The 15384-nt window shown below is 72.2% G+C and carries 13 protein-coding genes; 4 read left to right on the forward strand and 9 right to left on the reverse strand.

The window, feature by feature from the left end:
• The first annotated feature begins 40 nt into the window (after positions 1–40).
• Entirely contained in the window at positions 41–1918 is a 1878-nt protein-coding gene (locus ACWEF2_RS02810) for an ABC transporter ATP-binding protein (RefSeq protein WP_453811288.1), read from the forward strand.
• A 10-nt stretch (positions 1919–1928) separates the two neighbouring features.
• Entirely contained in the window at positions 1929–2078 is a 150-nt protein-coding gene (locus tag ACWEF2_RS02815) for a hypothetical protein (RefSeq protein WP_453811289.1), read from the forward strand.
• Between the two features lie 30 nt (positions 2079–2108).
• Here the strand turns inward: ACWEF2_RS02815 and ACWEF2_RS02820 are convergent, their stop codons facing one another.
• The 4 genes from ACWEF2_RS02820 to ACWEF2_RS02835 all read right to left on the reverse strand — a co-directional run bounded on the left by ACWEF2_RS02820 (position 2109) and on the right by ACWEF2_RS02835 (position 6735).
• A complete protein-coding gene (locus tag ACWEF2_RS02820; RefSeq protein ID WP_453811290.1) occupies positions 2109–2516 on the reverse strand; it encodes an OsmC family protein in 408 nt (135 codons plus the stop codon).
• A 50-nt stretch (positions 2517–2566) separates the two neighbouring features.
• Positions 2567–3652 (reverse strand): DUF917 domain-containing protein, encoded by a 1086-nt coding sequence (locus ACWEF2_RS02825; RefSeq protein ID WP_453811291.1) that lies wholly within the window; start codon positions 3650–3652, stop codon positions 2567–2569.
• A complete protein-coding gene (locus ACWEF2_RS02830; protein WP_453811292.1) occupies positions 3649–5205 on the reverse strand; it encodes a hydantoinase/oxoprolinase N-terminal domain-containing protein in 1557 nt (518 codons plus the stop codon). Before ACWEF2_RS02830 ends, ACWEF2_RS02825 begins: the two co-directional genes overlap by 4 nt.
• A 156-nt stretch (positions 5206–5361) precedes the next feature.
• Positions 5362–6735, reverse strand: a complete 1374-nt coding sequence (locus ACWEF2_RS02835; protein WP_453811293.1) for a purine-cytosine permease family protein — start codon at positions 6733–6735, stop codon at positions 5362–5364.
• Positions 6736–6920: 185 nt separating this feature from the next.
• On the opposite strand from ACWEF2_RS02835, the gene ACWEF2_RS02840 reads away from it, so the two are divergent.
• Both ACWEF2_RS02840 and ACWEF2_RS02845 read left to right on the forward strand, forming a co-directional pair.
• Positions 6921–7985, forward strand: coding sequence for a DUF917 domain-containing protein (locus ACWEF2_RS02840; RefSeq protein ID WP_453811294.1), 1065 nt, complete (start codon positions 6921–6923; stop codon positions 7983–7985).
• On the forward strand, positions 7982–9616 hold the full coding sequence (locus tag ACWEF2_RS02845; protein WP_453811295.1) for a helix-turn-helix domain-containing protein: 1635 nt from the start codon (positions 7982–7984) through the stop codon (positions 9614–9616). Before ACWEF2_RS02840 ends, ACWEF2_RS02845 begins: the two co-directional genes overlap by 4 nt.
• Positions 9617–9768: 152 nt before the next feature.
• Here ACWEF2_RS02845 and ACWEF2_RS02850 read toward each other — a convergent pair whose 3' ends face one another.
• The 5 genes from ACWEF2_RS02850 to ACWEF2_RS02870 all read right to left on the reverse strand — a co-directional run bounded on the left by ACWEF2_RS02850 (position 9769) and on the right by ACWEF2_RS02870 (position 15382).
• Positions 9769–11520 (reverse strand): exo-alpha-sialidase, encoded by a 1752-nt coding sequence (locus ACWEF2_RS02850; protein ID WP_453811296.1) that lies wholly within the window; start codon positions 11518–11520, stop codon positions 9769–9771.
• 182 nt (positions 11521–11702) lie between these two features.
• Positions 11703–12485: an N-acetylmannosamine-6-phosphate 2-epimerase gene (locus ACWEF2_RS02855; protein WP_453811297.1), complete on the reverse strand. Its 783-nt coding sequence runs from the start codon at positions 12483–12485 to the stop codon at positions 11703–11705.
• A gap of 73 nt (positions 12486–12558) precedes the next feature.
• Positions 12559–13470, reverse strand: coding sequence for an ROK family protein (locus ACWEF2_RS02860; protein ID WP_453811298.1), 912 nt, complete (start codon positions 13468–13470; stop codon positions 12559–12561).
• Positions 13467–14396 carry a dihydrodipicolinate synthase family protein gene (locus ACWEF2_RS02865; RefSeq protein ID WP_453811299.1) on the reverse strand — a complete coding sequence of 310 codons (930 nt, stop codon included), beginning with the start codon at positions 14394–14396 and terminating at the stop codon, positions 13467–13469. Before ACWEF2_RS02865 ends, ACWEF2_RS02860 begins: the two co-directional genes overlap by 4 nt.
• Complete coding sequence (locus ACWEF2_RS02870; protein WP_453811300.1) at positions 14393–15382, reverse strand: oligopeptide/dipeptide ABC transporter ATP-binding protein; 990 nt, start codon at positions 15380–15382, stop codon at positions 14393–14395. The genes ACWEF2_RS02865 and ACWEF2_RS02870 overlap by 4 nt, the downstream gene beginning before the upstream one ends.
• Between the last annotated feature and the right edge of the window lie 2 nt (positions 15383–15384).

Here is a 15384-nt window from a genome sequence, read left to right on the forward strand (position 1 = left end):
TCTCGATCCAGATATCCGGCCGTCACCGAGGAGCGCGCACATGATGAATCGGAAGGAGGGCGGCCAGAAGGACACCGTCGAGAAGGTGACACCGCGCGGGGCGGTCACCGCACTGCGGAGTGTCGCGGGTCTGGCGTGGCGGGCCGCCCCCGGAGCCCTCGTCACGCTGACCCTGCTGACGGTGGCCACCGCCGCCGCGCCGGTGGCCACCGCGTGGCTGACCAGGCTGGTGCTCGACCGGCTGGTGGGCTCGGGTATCCCGGCCGTGCTCGCGCTGGCCGTCGGCCTTGCCGCGGTGGGGCTCGTGGCCGCGCTGCTGCCGTCGGCCGCGCAGTACGTGCGAGGCCGGCTGAACCGGGCCGTCGGGCTGCGCACCCTGGACCGGCTCTACGCCGCGGTGAACTCCTTCGGCGGCCTGGCCCGGTTCGAGGATCCGGTGTTCCAGGATCGGCTGCGGATGGCGCAGAGCTCGGGGACACAGGCCCCGGCCCTGCTCGTCGGGGGCGGTCTGCGCATCGCCGGCGGGGCGCTGACCGCGATCGGCTTCTTCGGGGCGCTGCTGGTGGTCAGCCCGCTGATGACCGTGGTCGTCGTGGTGGCGGCCTTCCCCGCGCTCCTCGCCCAGCTGGCGCTGTCGCGACGGCAGGCGGCGGGCATGTGGGTGATCAGTTCGGCGCACCGCCGCGAGTTCTTCTACGAGAGGTTGCTCTCCAGCCTTGAGGCGGCCAAGGAGGTCCGGCTGTTCGGCATCGGCGACTTCCTGCGCGACCGGATGCTCGGTGAACGGCGCGGAGCCGACGCCGAACGCCACCGGCAGGAGGGGCGAGAGTTCGGGGTGCAGGGCGCGCTGGCGGTGCTCAGCGCCGCGGTGGCCGGGGCCGGACTGATCTGGGCGGTGCTGGCCGCCGGGCGGGGCACGCTCTCCGTGGGAGACGTGTCGATGTTCGTGGCCGCCGTGGTCGGGGTGCAGGGCGCCCTGTCCAGCCTGGTGGAGTCGCTGGCCGACGGTCACCAGCAGCTGCTCATGTTCGGGCACTACACGGCGGTGATCGACGCGGAGTCCGACCTGCCGCCTCCGGCGGCCCGGCGCCCGGCGCCGCTGCCGGAGCTGCGCATGGGGATCGAGCTGCGGGATGTCTGGTTCCGCTACGACGCCGACCAGCCCTGGGTGCTGCGCGGGGTCAACCTGTTCATCCGGCGTGGCGAGGCCGTCGGCCTGGTCGGGCGGAACGGCGCGGGCAAGAGCACCCTGGTCAAGCTCCTGTGCAGGTTCTACGACCCGACCAGGGGCAGCGTGCTCTGGGACGGCGTCGACATCCGCGACGTGCCGGTGACCGAACTCCGCCGGCGGCTGAGCGCGGTGTTCCAGGACTACATGTCCTACGAGCTGACCGCCGCGGAGAACATCGCCGTGGGCGATCTGGCCGCGCTGGACGCCCCCGGCCGGATCGCCGCCGCCGCCCTCGGCGCCGGCGTTCACGACGTGCTGGCCGAGCTGCCGCAGGGGTACGACACCATGCTCAGCCGGCTCTTCTTCAGCAACGGCGACAAGGACGACCCGAAGACCGGAGTGCTGCTCTCCGGCGGCCAGTGGCAGCGGGTCGCCCTGGCCAGGGCGTTCCTGAGCGCCGAGCAGGACCTGCTGATCCTTGACGAGCCCAGCTCCGGCCTGGACGCCGAAGCCGAGCACGACATCCACACCCGGCTCAGGGAGCGCCGGGCCGGCCGTACCAGCCTGCTCATCTCCCACCGGCTCGGCACCCTCCGCGACGCGGACCGGATCGTGGTCTTCGAGAACGGCCGGATCGCCGAGATCGGAGACCACGCCACCCTGCTGGCCCAGGGCGGCACCTACGCCAGATTGTTCACCCTCCAAGCCACTGGATACCGACCGGATCCTGCTGGTATCACCATCTGAGGAGCACAACATGATCAATCGAATTCTCGACTCCCTGTTGCGGCACGCGACGGCGGGGGCGTGTATCCCGCCGGACTGTGAGTACCGGGGGTCCGGGGCGCTCAGGTTGGTCTGCTGCTACCGCTGCGACGGAAGCCTGCACTGCACGATCGCGGGCTAGCTCCGCTGAGGCCGCGGCGGAAGAGGGGGCTCAGGATCCTGTCACGTCCTGCATGAGGTCGACCCGCACGGTGAACTCGGGATGGTTCTCGATCGTCTGGTGCACCTTGCATCGGTTTCCGGCACGGACCAGCGCGTCGACCTGGGGCTGGGTGAGTCCGGCGGGGAGGGTGTAGGTGACCCGGACGGCACCGAAGCGCACCGGGCGGGGCACGCTCTCCGCCGCGACGTCGACGCGGGCGCCGTCGACGTCGATGCCCTGGCTCTGGGCGTAGTCGACGAGCGTCGCGAGCATGCAGGAGCCCAGACCGCTGAGGAAGAGCTCGGTGGCCATCCACCTCCCCTCGACGGCGCCCCACTCCGTGGCGACCTCGGCCCGGCCGTTCCCCACGGTGAAGCTCAGATTTCCCTCGTGCTTGACGAATATCGCGGTCTCCATGACGTACTCCTCTGTGTTCGATGACTGTTTCGGAAGCGGTCGGGGTCGGTTCAGCGGGCGGCGAGTTCCTCCACCGGAACGAACTCGTGGTCGTAGCCGAAGTAGCGGGGGCCCACCAGGGCCAGGCCGGCGGCCGACCGCCAGCGTGGGTGACAGGGCAGTCCGAGCACCACGACGCGGAAGCCGTAGCGCATGGCCTCGGTCGTGACCGGTTCGCCGGTGTCGGCGTTGAGCACGCAGATCAGATCGGGAACCGAGGCGACGACCCGTCCGTCGCGCCGCGCCAGCAGGTGCTCGTTCTGGAACGACAGGGTCAGCCGGGCGCCGTCGTCGCCGCCCAGGCCCAGCAGGGTGGCCTCACCCCTGGCGAACCCGCCCTCCGTACGGCGCTCGACGTCCGCCACCTTCCCGGTGAACAGCACGGCGCCGTCCATCTCGGCCGCGACCGCCCGGGCGGCGTCGGAGTGCCGTTCGCGGCAGATCCGTACGATCTCCCCCAGCCGCCGTGCCAGGGTCAGCGTGTCGGGCACCAGTGCCGAGCGCGCCTGCTCGCCGCTCATCGGGTAGAGCGCGATGGAGGCCGAACACCCCATGTCGGCGGTGGCCGACCGGGCCAGCCGTTCCGACCAGCCGTTGTCCACGGTGCGCAGCACCACCGAGTTCCCCTTCTCGTCGGACATCGCCATCGGGCTGGTGGAGATCCCGTCCAGGGTGGGCAGCACCATCTGCAGTTCGGGGAACGCCCGTCCCATGCCGTCGCCGTCGATCAGCGGCAGACCGGTCTCGGCGGCGGTGACGATGGGCGTCATCGAGTTCAGGCCGCCGGCCTCCAGGCAGGCCACATGGGTGACGGTCCTTCCCAGCACCGCCTGCAGAGACTCCAGGGCGTTCCGGAACTCCGGCCCGGCCGGGGGCTTCTCCACGATCACGGTGGGCGCCCCCATGATCCCGGTCATCACCACGACGGCGTCGTCGGGCACATCCGCGGGTGCCACCAGTGACACCGGGCCGCGCTCGCGCAGCACCCGCTCGGCGAGCAGCCGCCCCAGGTAGGGGTCTCCGCCTCCGCCGGTGCCGAGAATCGCCGCGCCGCGGGCGATGTCGGAGAGGTCCGCGACGCCGATCAGCCTTCTCATGCCTTACTCCCCAGTCCGAGGTTTCCCACTGCCTTGACGCGGACGCGGACCGAATTGCCGGGCAGGTAGGCGATCGGCAGCTCGTCGACCTCGACGATGCGGATACTGTCCGGTGAGGCTCCGGCGAGCACGGCCTTCTCGACGGCCTCGCTCTCGGCCTGCTCGATGATGGCCTTCCTGGACCGCCGGCCCACTGCGACGATCTTGTCGACCTCCCCGCCGACCTGCGCGATGGCCGCGCCGATGGCGTTGGCGACCGAGAAGTGGCCGGGCCGGACCACCTTGTCGAACCCCGGCAGCCGATCGGGGAGCAGCACGCTTCCGCCGCCCACCAGAACGGCGGGGATCGGCTCGGCGGAGGTGCGCATCATGTCGGCGGTCTCCGCCACGCGCGTGGTGATCCGGTCCAGGCCCCGGCGGACGGTCTCCCCGCTCAGCGCCGCCACCCGCGCGGGGTCGCCCAGGTCGACGAGACCGCCCGCGACCGCGAGGTCGGTGGCGGTGAGCGTGTCCCCGCCGAAGACACGGGCCCGCAGGCCCAGCTGAAAGCCGACGCTCCGCGGCCCGACCTCGACCCGGCCGTCGCCGAGGTCGACGACGCTGCCGCCGCCGATGCCGATCGACATGACGTCGGGCATCCGGAAGTTGGTCCGCACCCCGCCGATGTCGACCTCCGTCGTCGCGGGGCGGGGGAACCCGGCGACGATGACGCCGACGTCGGTGGTGGTGCCGCCGACGTCCACCACCACGCAGTCGGTCAGGTCCGACAGGAGCGCGGCCCCCCGCATCGAGTTGGTGGGGCCGGCCGCGAAGGTCATGACGGGGTAGCGCCGGACGAACTCCACGTCCATCAGCGTGCCGTCGTTCTGTGACAGATACAGCGGCACGTCCAGCCCGGCGGCCTTGAGCGCCGCCGTGAACCCGCCGGTGATGTGGTCGGCGACCTCCAGCAGGCTCGCGTTGACGACCGTCGCGTTCTCCCGCTCCAGCAGGCCGATCCTGCCGATCTCGTGGGAGAGCGATATCTTCAGCGACGGCAGCCGGGCGGTCAGCAGGGCGGCGGCCTCCAGCTCCATCTCGTGGTTGACCGGAGAGAAGATCGAGGAGATGGCGACCGTCCCCACCCCCTTGCCCGCCAGGTCGTCCGCCACCCGGTGGAGCTCGCCGGGGTCCAGGGCCGAGATCTCCCGGCCGTCGAACTCGTGGCCGCCGTGACAGAGATACACGTGGTCGCCGACCGCCGACCGCAGCCGCTGTGGCCAGTCGGTCAGCGGCGGCAGTCCGGCGGCGGCCGGCAGGCCCAGCCGGACGGCCGCGGTGGGAGCCAGGCCGCGCGCCTCGATGACCGCGTTGGTGAAGTGCGTGGTGCCGATCATCACCGCCTCGATGGCGCCCGGGTCGAACGGCCGCTCCCCGGCGAGGGCCGCCAAGGCGGCGACGACCCCCTCGGTCACATCCGCCGTGGTCGGGCTCTTCACCGAGCCCAGTACGGTGTCACCGCTCATCAAGACCGCGTCGGTGTTCGTACCGCCCACGTCAATGCCGATATGCACAGATCCTCCTTATGGCGCCGGATCCTTCACATGACGCCGGAGCTCATGACGCTGAAGTTCATGGCACCGGAGCTCGTCACGACGCTGGATCGGCTGTTCGGAACCGGGGGGAGCCGCCCCGCGAACCTTCCCGCGCGGCTCCACCCGGGATGTGGCCTAACCCTCCGCGCCGGGCTTCACCAGCCCGGCGTCGGCGGGTGCGGTGACCGTGACCCTCAGGGTGTCCCGGCGGACCAGCCCCAGCCTGCCCAGCACGACATAGCCGAGGAAGGCCACGGCCAGCGCGTTGATCGCCGGGATGCCGATCTGGACGAAGTGGCCGACGAGTGAGCCGGCCAGCCAGGCCACCAGGCTGGCCGGCACCCACTCCGGAGCGTCGGCCGGGAGCCCTCCCCGGGCCCGCGACAGCTCCAGGTCCGCCCGCCAGGCGCGTACCACGAAGTATTCCGCGATCATGATGCCGGCCACCGGCGGGATCAGGATCCCGAGGAAGGTCAGGAAGCCGATGAAATGTCCCAGGATCCCGGTCGCCGACAGTATCGAGCCCACGATGCCGACGAAGATCGTGATCTGACCCCGGCCGATCTTCCAGCCGGTCAGCACGTCGACGACGTTGACCAGTCCCAGCGTGGAGGAGTACAGATTCCAGTCGTTGATCTTCACGATGGACGCGATCAGCACGATCGTGCCCAGCAGCCCGCTGGTCGTGGTGATGATCGCCACGATGTCGGAGGTCCGTACCGCGTGAGCCAGCAGCACGCCGCTGAGGCCCACCACGTACTCGCCCAGCGTCACCCCGATCACCGTCTGCTTGATCACATCGGCGGTCGTGCGGTTGTAGCGGGTCATGTCCGGGGTCATCACCGCGCCGACGATGAACCCACCGGCCACCAGTGTCGCCCCGGCCGCCAGCGACAACGGCTGTCCGGCCGGTTCGGACGCGAGAAGCTCGCCGAGGGAGTGCCGGGACAGCTCATGCCAGACCGCCCACGCGGCCAGCACCAGGAAGGCGGGCACCGTCACATAGGCGGTCCACGCCATGCCGCGGAAGCCGAACACCACGATCGCGGTGACCGCGATCCCGCCGACAAGCGACCAGACCGGTACCGACAGGCCCCCCACCAGGGAGTGCAGCCCCTCGGCGAACACCGCGTTCTGCACTCCGAACCAGCCGATCAGGCTGATCGCGATCGTCAGGCCGATCAGGGCCGACCCCTTGCGGCCAAAACCGGTCCACCGCGCGAGCACCGACGTCGACAGCCCCTCGCGGACCCCCGCGATGCCGACGAAGATCGTGACGATCTCCAGCAGCACCGATCCCAGGGTGATCGCGAGCACGGCCTGCCAGAAGGTCATGCCCATCCCCAGCGTCGCGCCCAGCAGGAACTGAGCCAGCGCGGAGAGCTGACCGAACCTCTGGGTCGCCACCGACCACCATGAGTAGCGGGCCTCGTCGGGCACCCGTTCGAGTGAGTAGTCGTCCTGACCGAGCGAAGGGTCGGTGGTCTCTGGATGCTTGGTACGTTTCACAACTGACCTCCGTCAGATGCCTTGCCGCAGAGCACGTTCTCTGTCTGACCCGTGACGTGCGGATCGCCGCCCGGTAGCGACCAGGCTAAGTTGAGACCTCCGTCACACCAATGGGCTGATTGCTGCGCAGACATCCGCTCTATGTGCAATCGGCACATCCTGCCCATTCGGCTTAGACTGGCCGGGTGAACGTCACGGCCGACGACGCGGCCGATCTCGGACTGGGCGCCGTGCTCCTGGGCTCCGGCGGCGGCGGGCGCACCACCGCGGCCGAACAACTCCTCCGGCGCACCCTGCGCGCGCACGGGCCACTGCGGATGATCGCCGCCTCGGACCTGGCCGCGACCGATTCGGTGGCGTGCGTGGGCGCCGTGGGCTCCTCCACCGTGATGATCGAGCGCCTGCCCGGCGGGGAGGAGTTCGTCCGGGCCGTCAGGTTCCTCGAACGTCACCTCGCGCAGCCGCTCGCCGCGGTGCAGCCCCTGGAGATCGGAGGCGTCAACGGGCTGCTCGGTGTCGCCGCCGCGGCATGGCTGGATCTGCCGCTGATCGACGGCGACGCCATGGGGCGCGCCTTCCCGAGGCTGGACCAGACCGTTCTGGCCGGGGGCTCACCGCCCGCGGTCGCGGTGCTGTCCGACCCCGCGGGCAACGTCGTCATCCTGGAGTGCCGCGACGACGCCTCCGTCGAGCGCGTCGTGCGCGCGGCGTTGCCCGCGCTGGGCACCTGGGCCGCGGTCGCCCTGCACCACGGAACCGCCGGCCGGTACGCCAGTCACTCGATCACCGGGTCGGTGAGCCGGGCACTCACCCTGGGCGCCCTGCTGCGCCGGGCCCAGGACGACCCGGCCTGCCGGGCCCGGTTCCTGAGAGCCGCCGACGCGTCGGTGATATTCCACGGCAGGGTGCTTCACGTGCAACGCGACCGGTCCGCCGACCACATCGGCGGCACCGCCTCGATCCAGCACGGCGCCGAGCCGGCCCGCACACTCCGGCTGGAGTTCGCCAACGAGTACATTCTCGCGCTTGACGACGGGCTCGTCACCGCCCGCGTACCCGACGTCGTCTGTGTGCTCGACGCCCGCACCTGGCGGGCCGTCACCGTGGAGGAGATCGTGGCCCAGCAGGTGGTGGAGGTGGTCCGGCTTCCGGCGCTCAAGGAGTGGACGGATCCGGCCCGGCGGCACCACGTCGACCTGGAGGCCTACGGCCTCGCCAGGATCGACCGGCCTCCGGCGGACCAGACGTGAAACGCGTCGTCGTCCAGGACTTCCTCGCGACGGAACCACTCCGCGACGCCGTTCTGGTCGGCGGCGCGGCGGGGCTCGGCGCGCCGGTGACCGACATCGCCCTCGTGGAGCCGGACGACGTGCTGAGCGCGCCGATCCCGGCGAACTCGGGCGTCGTCTTCGCCGTCACCTCGGGCAAGGGCCCGCCGAGACGCCAGCACCTCGTCGACGTGCTCCTGCGGCGTACCCACATCTGCCGCGCCCGCGTGCTTTTCGTCTGGGACGGCGGTGGTGAGATGGCGTCCGCCACCTGCCGCCTCGCCGACCGATTCTCCCTTCCCCTGATCCGGGTGCCGGACGACGTCACCCCGCTGGAGCTCGCCACGACCCTGCGCACCACGACCCTCTCCCCGCAGATCGCCCAGAGCGCCACGCTGCTCGAACTGAACCGGCTGCTGCGATCCGCGAACCGCTCGCTGCCCGGCATGCTGCGGGTCATCGGCCGTGTGCTGGACGCGGAGGTCGCCGCGTGCACCGCGCAGGGGATCCTCCTCGCGGGCGGCCCCCCGGCGACCCCCGTCGAGGAGATCGTCGCCGTGCGCGCGGTGACCACGCTCGTCACCCCCGTTGCCGCCGCGACCGCGGCCGCCGCGATCACCGCGGCCACCGCCACCGCCCCGGTCACCGCCGCGGTCCTGCCCGTCCTGGGGCCGTCCGGCACCCCCACCCTGTGGATCATCGCCGAGCGTGATCGAGTCGGCCCGCAGTGGCGGGAGACGGCCGAGCGGGCCCTCGCCCTCGCACACGGCGAGCTCTCCGCCTGGCTGACCCGTGAGCGGATCCAGGCCGAACGCGACGCGCGCCTGCGCAGCACCCTGCTCACCGAGATACTCGACCACGGGGACGCCCTCCCCGGGCACATCGCCGAGCAGGCGACCATGGCCGGCTGGCAACTCACCGGATGGCACACCGGAATCCACATCGCGGTCGCCGGCGCCGCGGGGGCGCCGGCCCCGCCCGCCGAGACGCTGGTCGACGCCATCGCCAGAGCCGGTCTCGACATCGGCCCGCTGGTCCAGCGCACCGATGGCTGGTCGACCTGGCTCACCAACCCGAAGGCGCCGCTGCCCGCCCATACCCACGCCATCGTGAAAGCCCTCGAAACGGGGCTCGCCGCCCTCGGCGCGCGTCCGCCGGGTCAGGCGCTCGTCGCCGGAATCGGCACACCGGCACCAAACGTCGAAGGCATCGCGGCCACGCTCGCCGAGGCACGTCAGGCGGCGGTCGCCGCCTCCGCGGGCAACTCCGGCACGGTACGGCGGGTGGAGGACCTCGGCGCCTCACGCCTGCTACTCGGCTGGTACACCTCCCGGGCGTTCCACGACTACGCCCGCCAACTGCTGGCCCCCCTGCTCGACCCCGCGGAGCGGAACCTCTTCGCCACCCTCGAAACCTATATCGACCAGTCATGCTCAACCGGCCGGACGGCACGGGCGCTCGGCATCCATCGCAACACGGTCAGCCAGCGCATCGCACGGGCCGAACGTCTCCTCGGCATGCCGCTGACCCACCCCGACTCCCGTCTCGCCCTCCAGCTCGCGGCCCGCGTCCTCCGCGTCAACCCCCACGAGGAGGAGTTCCGCCAGGTCTGACACGGTGAACCGCGGAACCTGTGCCGCGCGCCGCCCACCCGCCGCCTGCCCGCCGTCCGCCTCCACCGCGCGTCTCCACGGTGCCTTCCCGATGTCTCCACGGTGCGGGCCCCTCGCGGTGGGCGCCGTGAGGAGCCCGCACCGTCACCGGGTCAGGCCGCCTTCATCCAGGGGAGGGTGAACCGGGCGAAGACGATGCCCCCGGTGTCACCGACCTCGTAGAGGGTGGCGACCTGCCCGTCGTCGAGGACGGCCGTCGTCGAGTAGCCCGCGCTCCCCGGCTTTACCAGGGCCCGGGTCGGCCAGCTAGCCCCGTCGTCGCCGGACAGCCGGACGGTCAGGTCGTTTCGGGCGGTCGGGTGGGCGTTGTTGCTGAACAGGACCGTCCTGGTCCGGGGCGGCGCGCCGTTGGCCCCCTGCCGGCCGGGGAGCAGGTAGGACGACTCGTCCGCGTTGCAGAGCGGATCGGTGAGCACCGGGCTCGCGGCGGCGGCGCCGAACGTCCGGCCGCCGTCGGCGGAGGTGGCCAGGAAACGCGAGCGGCTGCTGTTGTGCCGCATGTTCTGCGCGATGTCGCCGTTGCCCCGCTCGACGGCCTTGCTCTCGTTGACGTCCCCGGCCGCCGAGGATCCACGCCGCCAGGTGGCGCCGTGGTCGTCGCTGTAGATGTTCGCCGCACGGGAGGTTCCCGCGGCGTCGCGGTACACGATCGGCTGGATGAGCCGGCCGCTGCTGGCCTGGATCCCGTGTCCGGAGGAGGCGAAGAGCTGCCGCCAGCCCGGGTCCTTGACCGAGGGGTTGAGCTCGACCGGCGCGCTCCAGCCGACGCCGTCGTCGGTGCTCTTGATGTACTGAACGTGCAGGCTGTTCGGGTCGTCCTTGGCGTTGGACCCCGACGCCGCCGCCCAGAAGCTGATGCCGGGGCGCGGTGAGTAGGTGTAGAAGACGTAGACCGCCCCGGTCGAGCGGTCGACCAGCACGCTCGGATCGCCGGCCCCCTCCGAGGTCGTGGCCGCGTGCCGGATGACGCGCGGCGGCTCCCAGGTGAGGCCGTCGTCGGTGCTCCGCATCAGAACGACCTGGATGTTGTTGGTGCCGCCCCCCAGGTCGTAGGAGCCGTCGACCCGCGCGTCGGCGACGGCGATGACCGTGCCGTCGTTGGTGACCGCCATGCCGGGAATCCGCACGGAGGCGGCGGTGCCGGTGTAGTGGCCGTTCGGCCCGTTGAGCCCGGTGATGGCCGTACCGGTGTTCAGCAGGGTGGTCGTGTTCATCTGGGGGGTGCCGGTCTCCAGCCCGCAGCGCGCGATGCCCGTCTGGGTGTGGTCGAAGCCGCTCGCGGTGGTGCGCAGGCTGTACGGCGTGCCGGCCGGGACGGTCCAGTAGCGCAGCGCGTTGCCGCCCGCGGCGACGGTCTGCGTCCAGGGCGAGCCGGACCTGCCGGGCCAGGTGACGGTGAACGTCTTGGCGGCGGTGGTGCGGTTCTCCAGGACCAGCTGCAGCCGGCCGCCGGTGCAGTCGAGACTCGTGAGGGCCGACATGCCGCCGCCGCAGTGGAACAGGCCGCTCTGGGTGCCGTCATAGCCGGTGGGGGTCGTGGTCCGCAGCGTGTACGGCGTGCCGGGCGCGACGGTCCACTGCAGCAGGGCGCTGTCGCCCGGGGCGACGGCACGTGTCCACGGCGAGCCCGAGCGGCCAGGCCAGGTCACCGTGAAGGTCTGGGGGGCGGTGGACCCGTTGTCGAGCACGAGGTGCAACCGGCCGAGCGAGCAGTCCGCTCCGACGGTCGCGGACACATCGGGGACGGCCGCCGACGCCGGGGGAGCGGACAGGCCGAGGACGGTGGTGAGAGCCAGGGCGAGAGCCACGGTTCCGCGCAGGAGTCTTTCCGGTAAGGGTGTCATGGTCGATCACTCCTTCGGCCGAGGGGGGCGAGCGGCCTGGGGCCGCTCGGGGCGGATAACCGGAGGTACGACATCAGACGTCGTATGTCTGCGATGACAATAAACTTCCATATTTCCCCCAGTCAAGAGATCCGTCACGCCGCCAAATTCGGATATATCGGGATATGGGGTACGGAAACTGGTTATGGAGCTGGTCGGACCCGGGGTGACCTGACCTTCTCGGGGTGCTGTCCCAGGTCTGGGCCGGGGGCGCCCGGACATGGCACGCCGCCCCCTTCTTCTCGGTGGTCCACCTGCTGAACGGCCGACGCGAACCGGCGGGCGATGCTCGTCGGGTGGGTGATGGCGGTGCCGACCACGACCGCGTGCGCCCCCCGCCGGATGGCCTCGGCGGCCTGCTCCCCGGTCTGGATCCGGCCCTCCGCGACCACCGGGACCGGCAGGTCACGGGCGAGCCGGGCGACCAGATCGAGGTCCGGGCCCGGCCCCTGACGCGAGTACGGCGTGTACCCGGCAAGGGTCGTGCCCACGACGTCGGCCCCCGCCTCGGCCGCGGCGAGCCCCTCCTCGTAGGTGGACACGTCGGCCATGATCAGCCGTCCGGTGCGCTCGTGCACCGCGCGGACGGTCTCGGCGAGCGTACGGCCGTCGGGGCGGGGACGGCCGGTGGCGTCGACGGCCACGATGTCGGCGCCGGTCTCGGCCACGGCGAGCGCGTGCTTGAGCGTCGGGGTGATGAGGACCTCGCCGTCGCCGTCCTTCCACAGGCCGATGAGCGGCAGGTCGAGCGCGGCCCGGATCCGGCGCAGGTCCGCGAGCCCCTGGGCGCGGATGCCCGCGGCCCCACCGGCCGCGACCGCCCGCGCCATCCGGCACATCGTGCCGGCGTCACGCATCGGCTCGCCGGGGTAGGCCTGGCAGGACACCACGAGACGGCCGCGGAGCGCGGCGAGGATCGGATTCACCGGGCACCTCGATCGTCATCGGGAGAACCGGGGACGGGCCGGTTGTCATCGGGGAGCCCGGAGGCCGATCGGTTCACCACGTGGACTCCAGGGCCAGCCGGGCGGCGCCGAGCAGCGCGGCGTCGCCGCCGAGCGCGGACGGGACGACGGGAAGGCCGCGCAGCGTGGGCAGGACTTCGGCGCGGACCGCGTCGCGCAGGGGCCGCCACCACGCCTCCCCGCACCCGGTGACGCCTCCGCCGACCACGACGATCTCCGGATCGACGACGTTCAGCAGACCTCCGATCGCCGATCCGAGCGCCGTCGCCCCCTCGACGAGGACCGATAGGGCGAGGAGGTCGCCGTCCGCGGCGAGACGGGCGACCTCGGCCAGGTGGGTGACCTCGGCGCCGGCGCGGCGGCGGTACTCCGCGAGCAGGGCCGGGCCGGACGCGACGGCCTCGACGTGGCCGCGCGCGCCGCACGGGCAGAGGCGGCCGTCCCCGCCGGGGGCGGGGAGGTGGCCGACATGCCCGGCCGTCGAGTGCGCGCCGTGCCGTACCCGGCCGTCGAGGACGAGGGAGGCGCCGACCCCGGTGCCGACCACCACCAGCAGCACGTCGGCGTGGCCGGCGGCGGCGCCGCGCCACCGCTCGCCCCGCGCGTGCGCGTGCACGTCGTTGTCCACGGCGACCGGCAGGCCGACCCTGCGGGACAGTTCCCCGCGCAGGTCGGTCCCCGCCCATCCGGCGAGGGTGCCGGTGGCCGAGACGACCACGCCGCTCCGCGGGTCCACCACCCCGGCGCTGCCGACACCCACCGCCGTGACCCTCCCGGAGTCACCGGCGAGCTCGCGGACCAGTCCGGCCGCGGTGCCGAGCACCGCGTCCCGGCCCCGGGTCGCGGGGGTCGGCAGGGTCCGTACGGCCAGCAGGGCGCCCGAGGAGTCGACCAGCCCGGCGGAGGTCTTGGTGCCGCCGATGTCAACGCCGACGACGAGGGTCACCGTAGCCCGGCCTCCTCCAGACGGGCGGCCACCTCACCGGTCTCGGCGGCGGTCAGCTCACGCATGGGCGGGGAGACGGTCGCGCCGGCGATGACGCCGCGCAGGGCGAGCGCCGTCTTGAACGCGCCGACGCCTCTCGTGCTGCCGCCCGCGGTGGCCGGGGAGGCCGCCTCCACGATGCGGAACAGCCGGGTCAGGCGGTCCTGCTCGGCTCTGGCGTCGGTCCAGCGCCCCTCGGCGCAGGCCCGGAGCAGGCGCACGTAGCCGTGCGGGTCGACGTTGCCGAGTCCGGGCACCGCGCCGTCGGCGCCGGCGAGCATCATCGCGTCGACCACGACCTCGTGCCCGGTCAGCGCGGAGAATCCCGGCAGTCCCGCCGCGCCGAGCACCACCTGGCGGAAGCCGGCGTCGTCGCCGCTGGAGTCCTTGAGCCCGTCGACGACCCCGTCGGCGGCCAGCGACAGTATCCGGTCGGCGGAGAGCTTGGTGTGCACCGACACCGGCACGTCGTAGGCGAGCATCGGCAGGCCGACCGCGGCCTTGACGGCCCGGAAGTGACGGTCGACCTCCACGGGGTGGACGCGGGCGTAGAACGGCGCGGTCACCACGGTCGCGTCCGCGCCGAGCTTGGCGGCGATCTCGGCGCGCTCGATCACCCGGGCGGTCGTCGTCTCGATGCATCCGGCCAGTACGGGGACCCGGCCCGCGGCGGCCCGCACCACGGTCTCCAGCGACTTGTCGCGGCGGGAGTCGGTGAGGAAGGCGGCCTCCCCGGAGCTGCCGAGCGCGAACAGGCCGCTGACACCCGCCTCGATCAGGAACTCCACCAGCCGTCCCAGCGACGGCACGTCGACCTCTCCATCCGGTGTCAGGGGGGTGACGAGCGGAGGGACGACGCCGCTGAAGCGGGGCTCACGGGAACTCACGGGATGCTCCTTACCGGGGATTCGGGATGAACACAGTGCCAGGAGTGCCGGCTGTCCCGGCCTGCCGACGTGCTCGCCGGGAACCGTCCCGCGCACTCGTCGGTGGCCTTCCAGCAGCGGGTGCGGAACGGGCAGCCCGACGGCGGACGCGTCGCCGACGGGACCGGGCCGGTCAGCACGATCCGCCCGGAGTCGTCGAGCAGGCTCGGGGTGGCCGAGAAGAGCGCGTGCGTGTAGGGGTGGCGGGCCCGCGACGTCACGTCGGCGGCCGAGCCCTCCTCGATCACGCGGCCGAGGTACATGACCGCGATCCGGTCGGCGAGGTAGCGGACGGTCTGGATGTCGTGGGAGATGAAGACGAGGCCGAGGCCCAGGTTCGCGCGCAGGTCGACCAGCAGGTTGAGCACCTGCGCGCGGACCGAGACGTCCAGGGCGCTGGTGGGCTCGTCGGCGACGACGACGTCGGGTTCGAGCGCCAGGGCCCTGGCCACGGCGACCCGCTGGCGCTGGCCGCCGGAGAGCCGGCCGGGCAGCGAGTCGGCGATGTGGCCCGGCAGCCCGACCAGGTCCAGCAGGTCGCGTACCCGGGCCTCGCGCTGCCGTACGGTCCCGCGCAGGTGGACGTCGAGCGGGTCACGCAGGATCCGCCGGACCGGAAGGCGCGGGTTGAGCGCGGTGGAGGCGTCCTGGAACACCACGCCGACGGAGGTGCCGAAGCTCTCCCGCCGTGTCCTCGGCCGCATGGACCACAGGTCGTCGCCGTAGAAGCGCGCCGTTCCCGAGGTGGGTGGCTGGAGGCCGACCATCACCTTGGCCAGTGTGGACTTGCCGCAGCCCGACTCGCCGACGACACCGAGGATCTCACCCCGGCCGACGGACGCCGTGACGTCGGTGAGGGCGTAGACCCTGTCCCGGCGCATCACTCCGGCGCCGCGTACGGTGTGTACAACGTGAACTTTTTCGAGGCTTATAACCGGTTCGTTCATAT

It is taken from the genome of Streptosporangium sp. NPDC004631, from assembly GCF_053601935.1.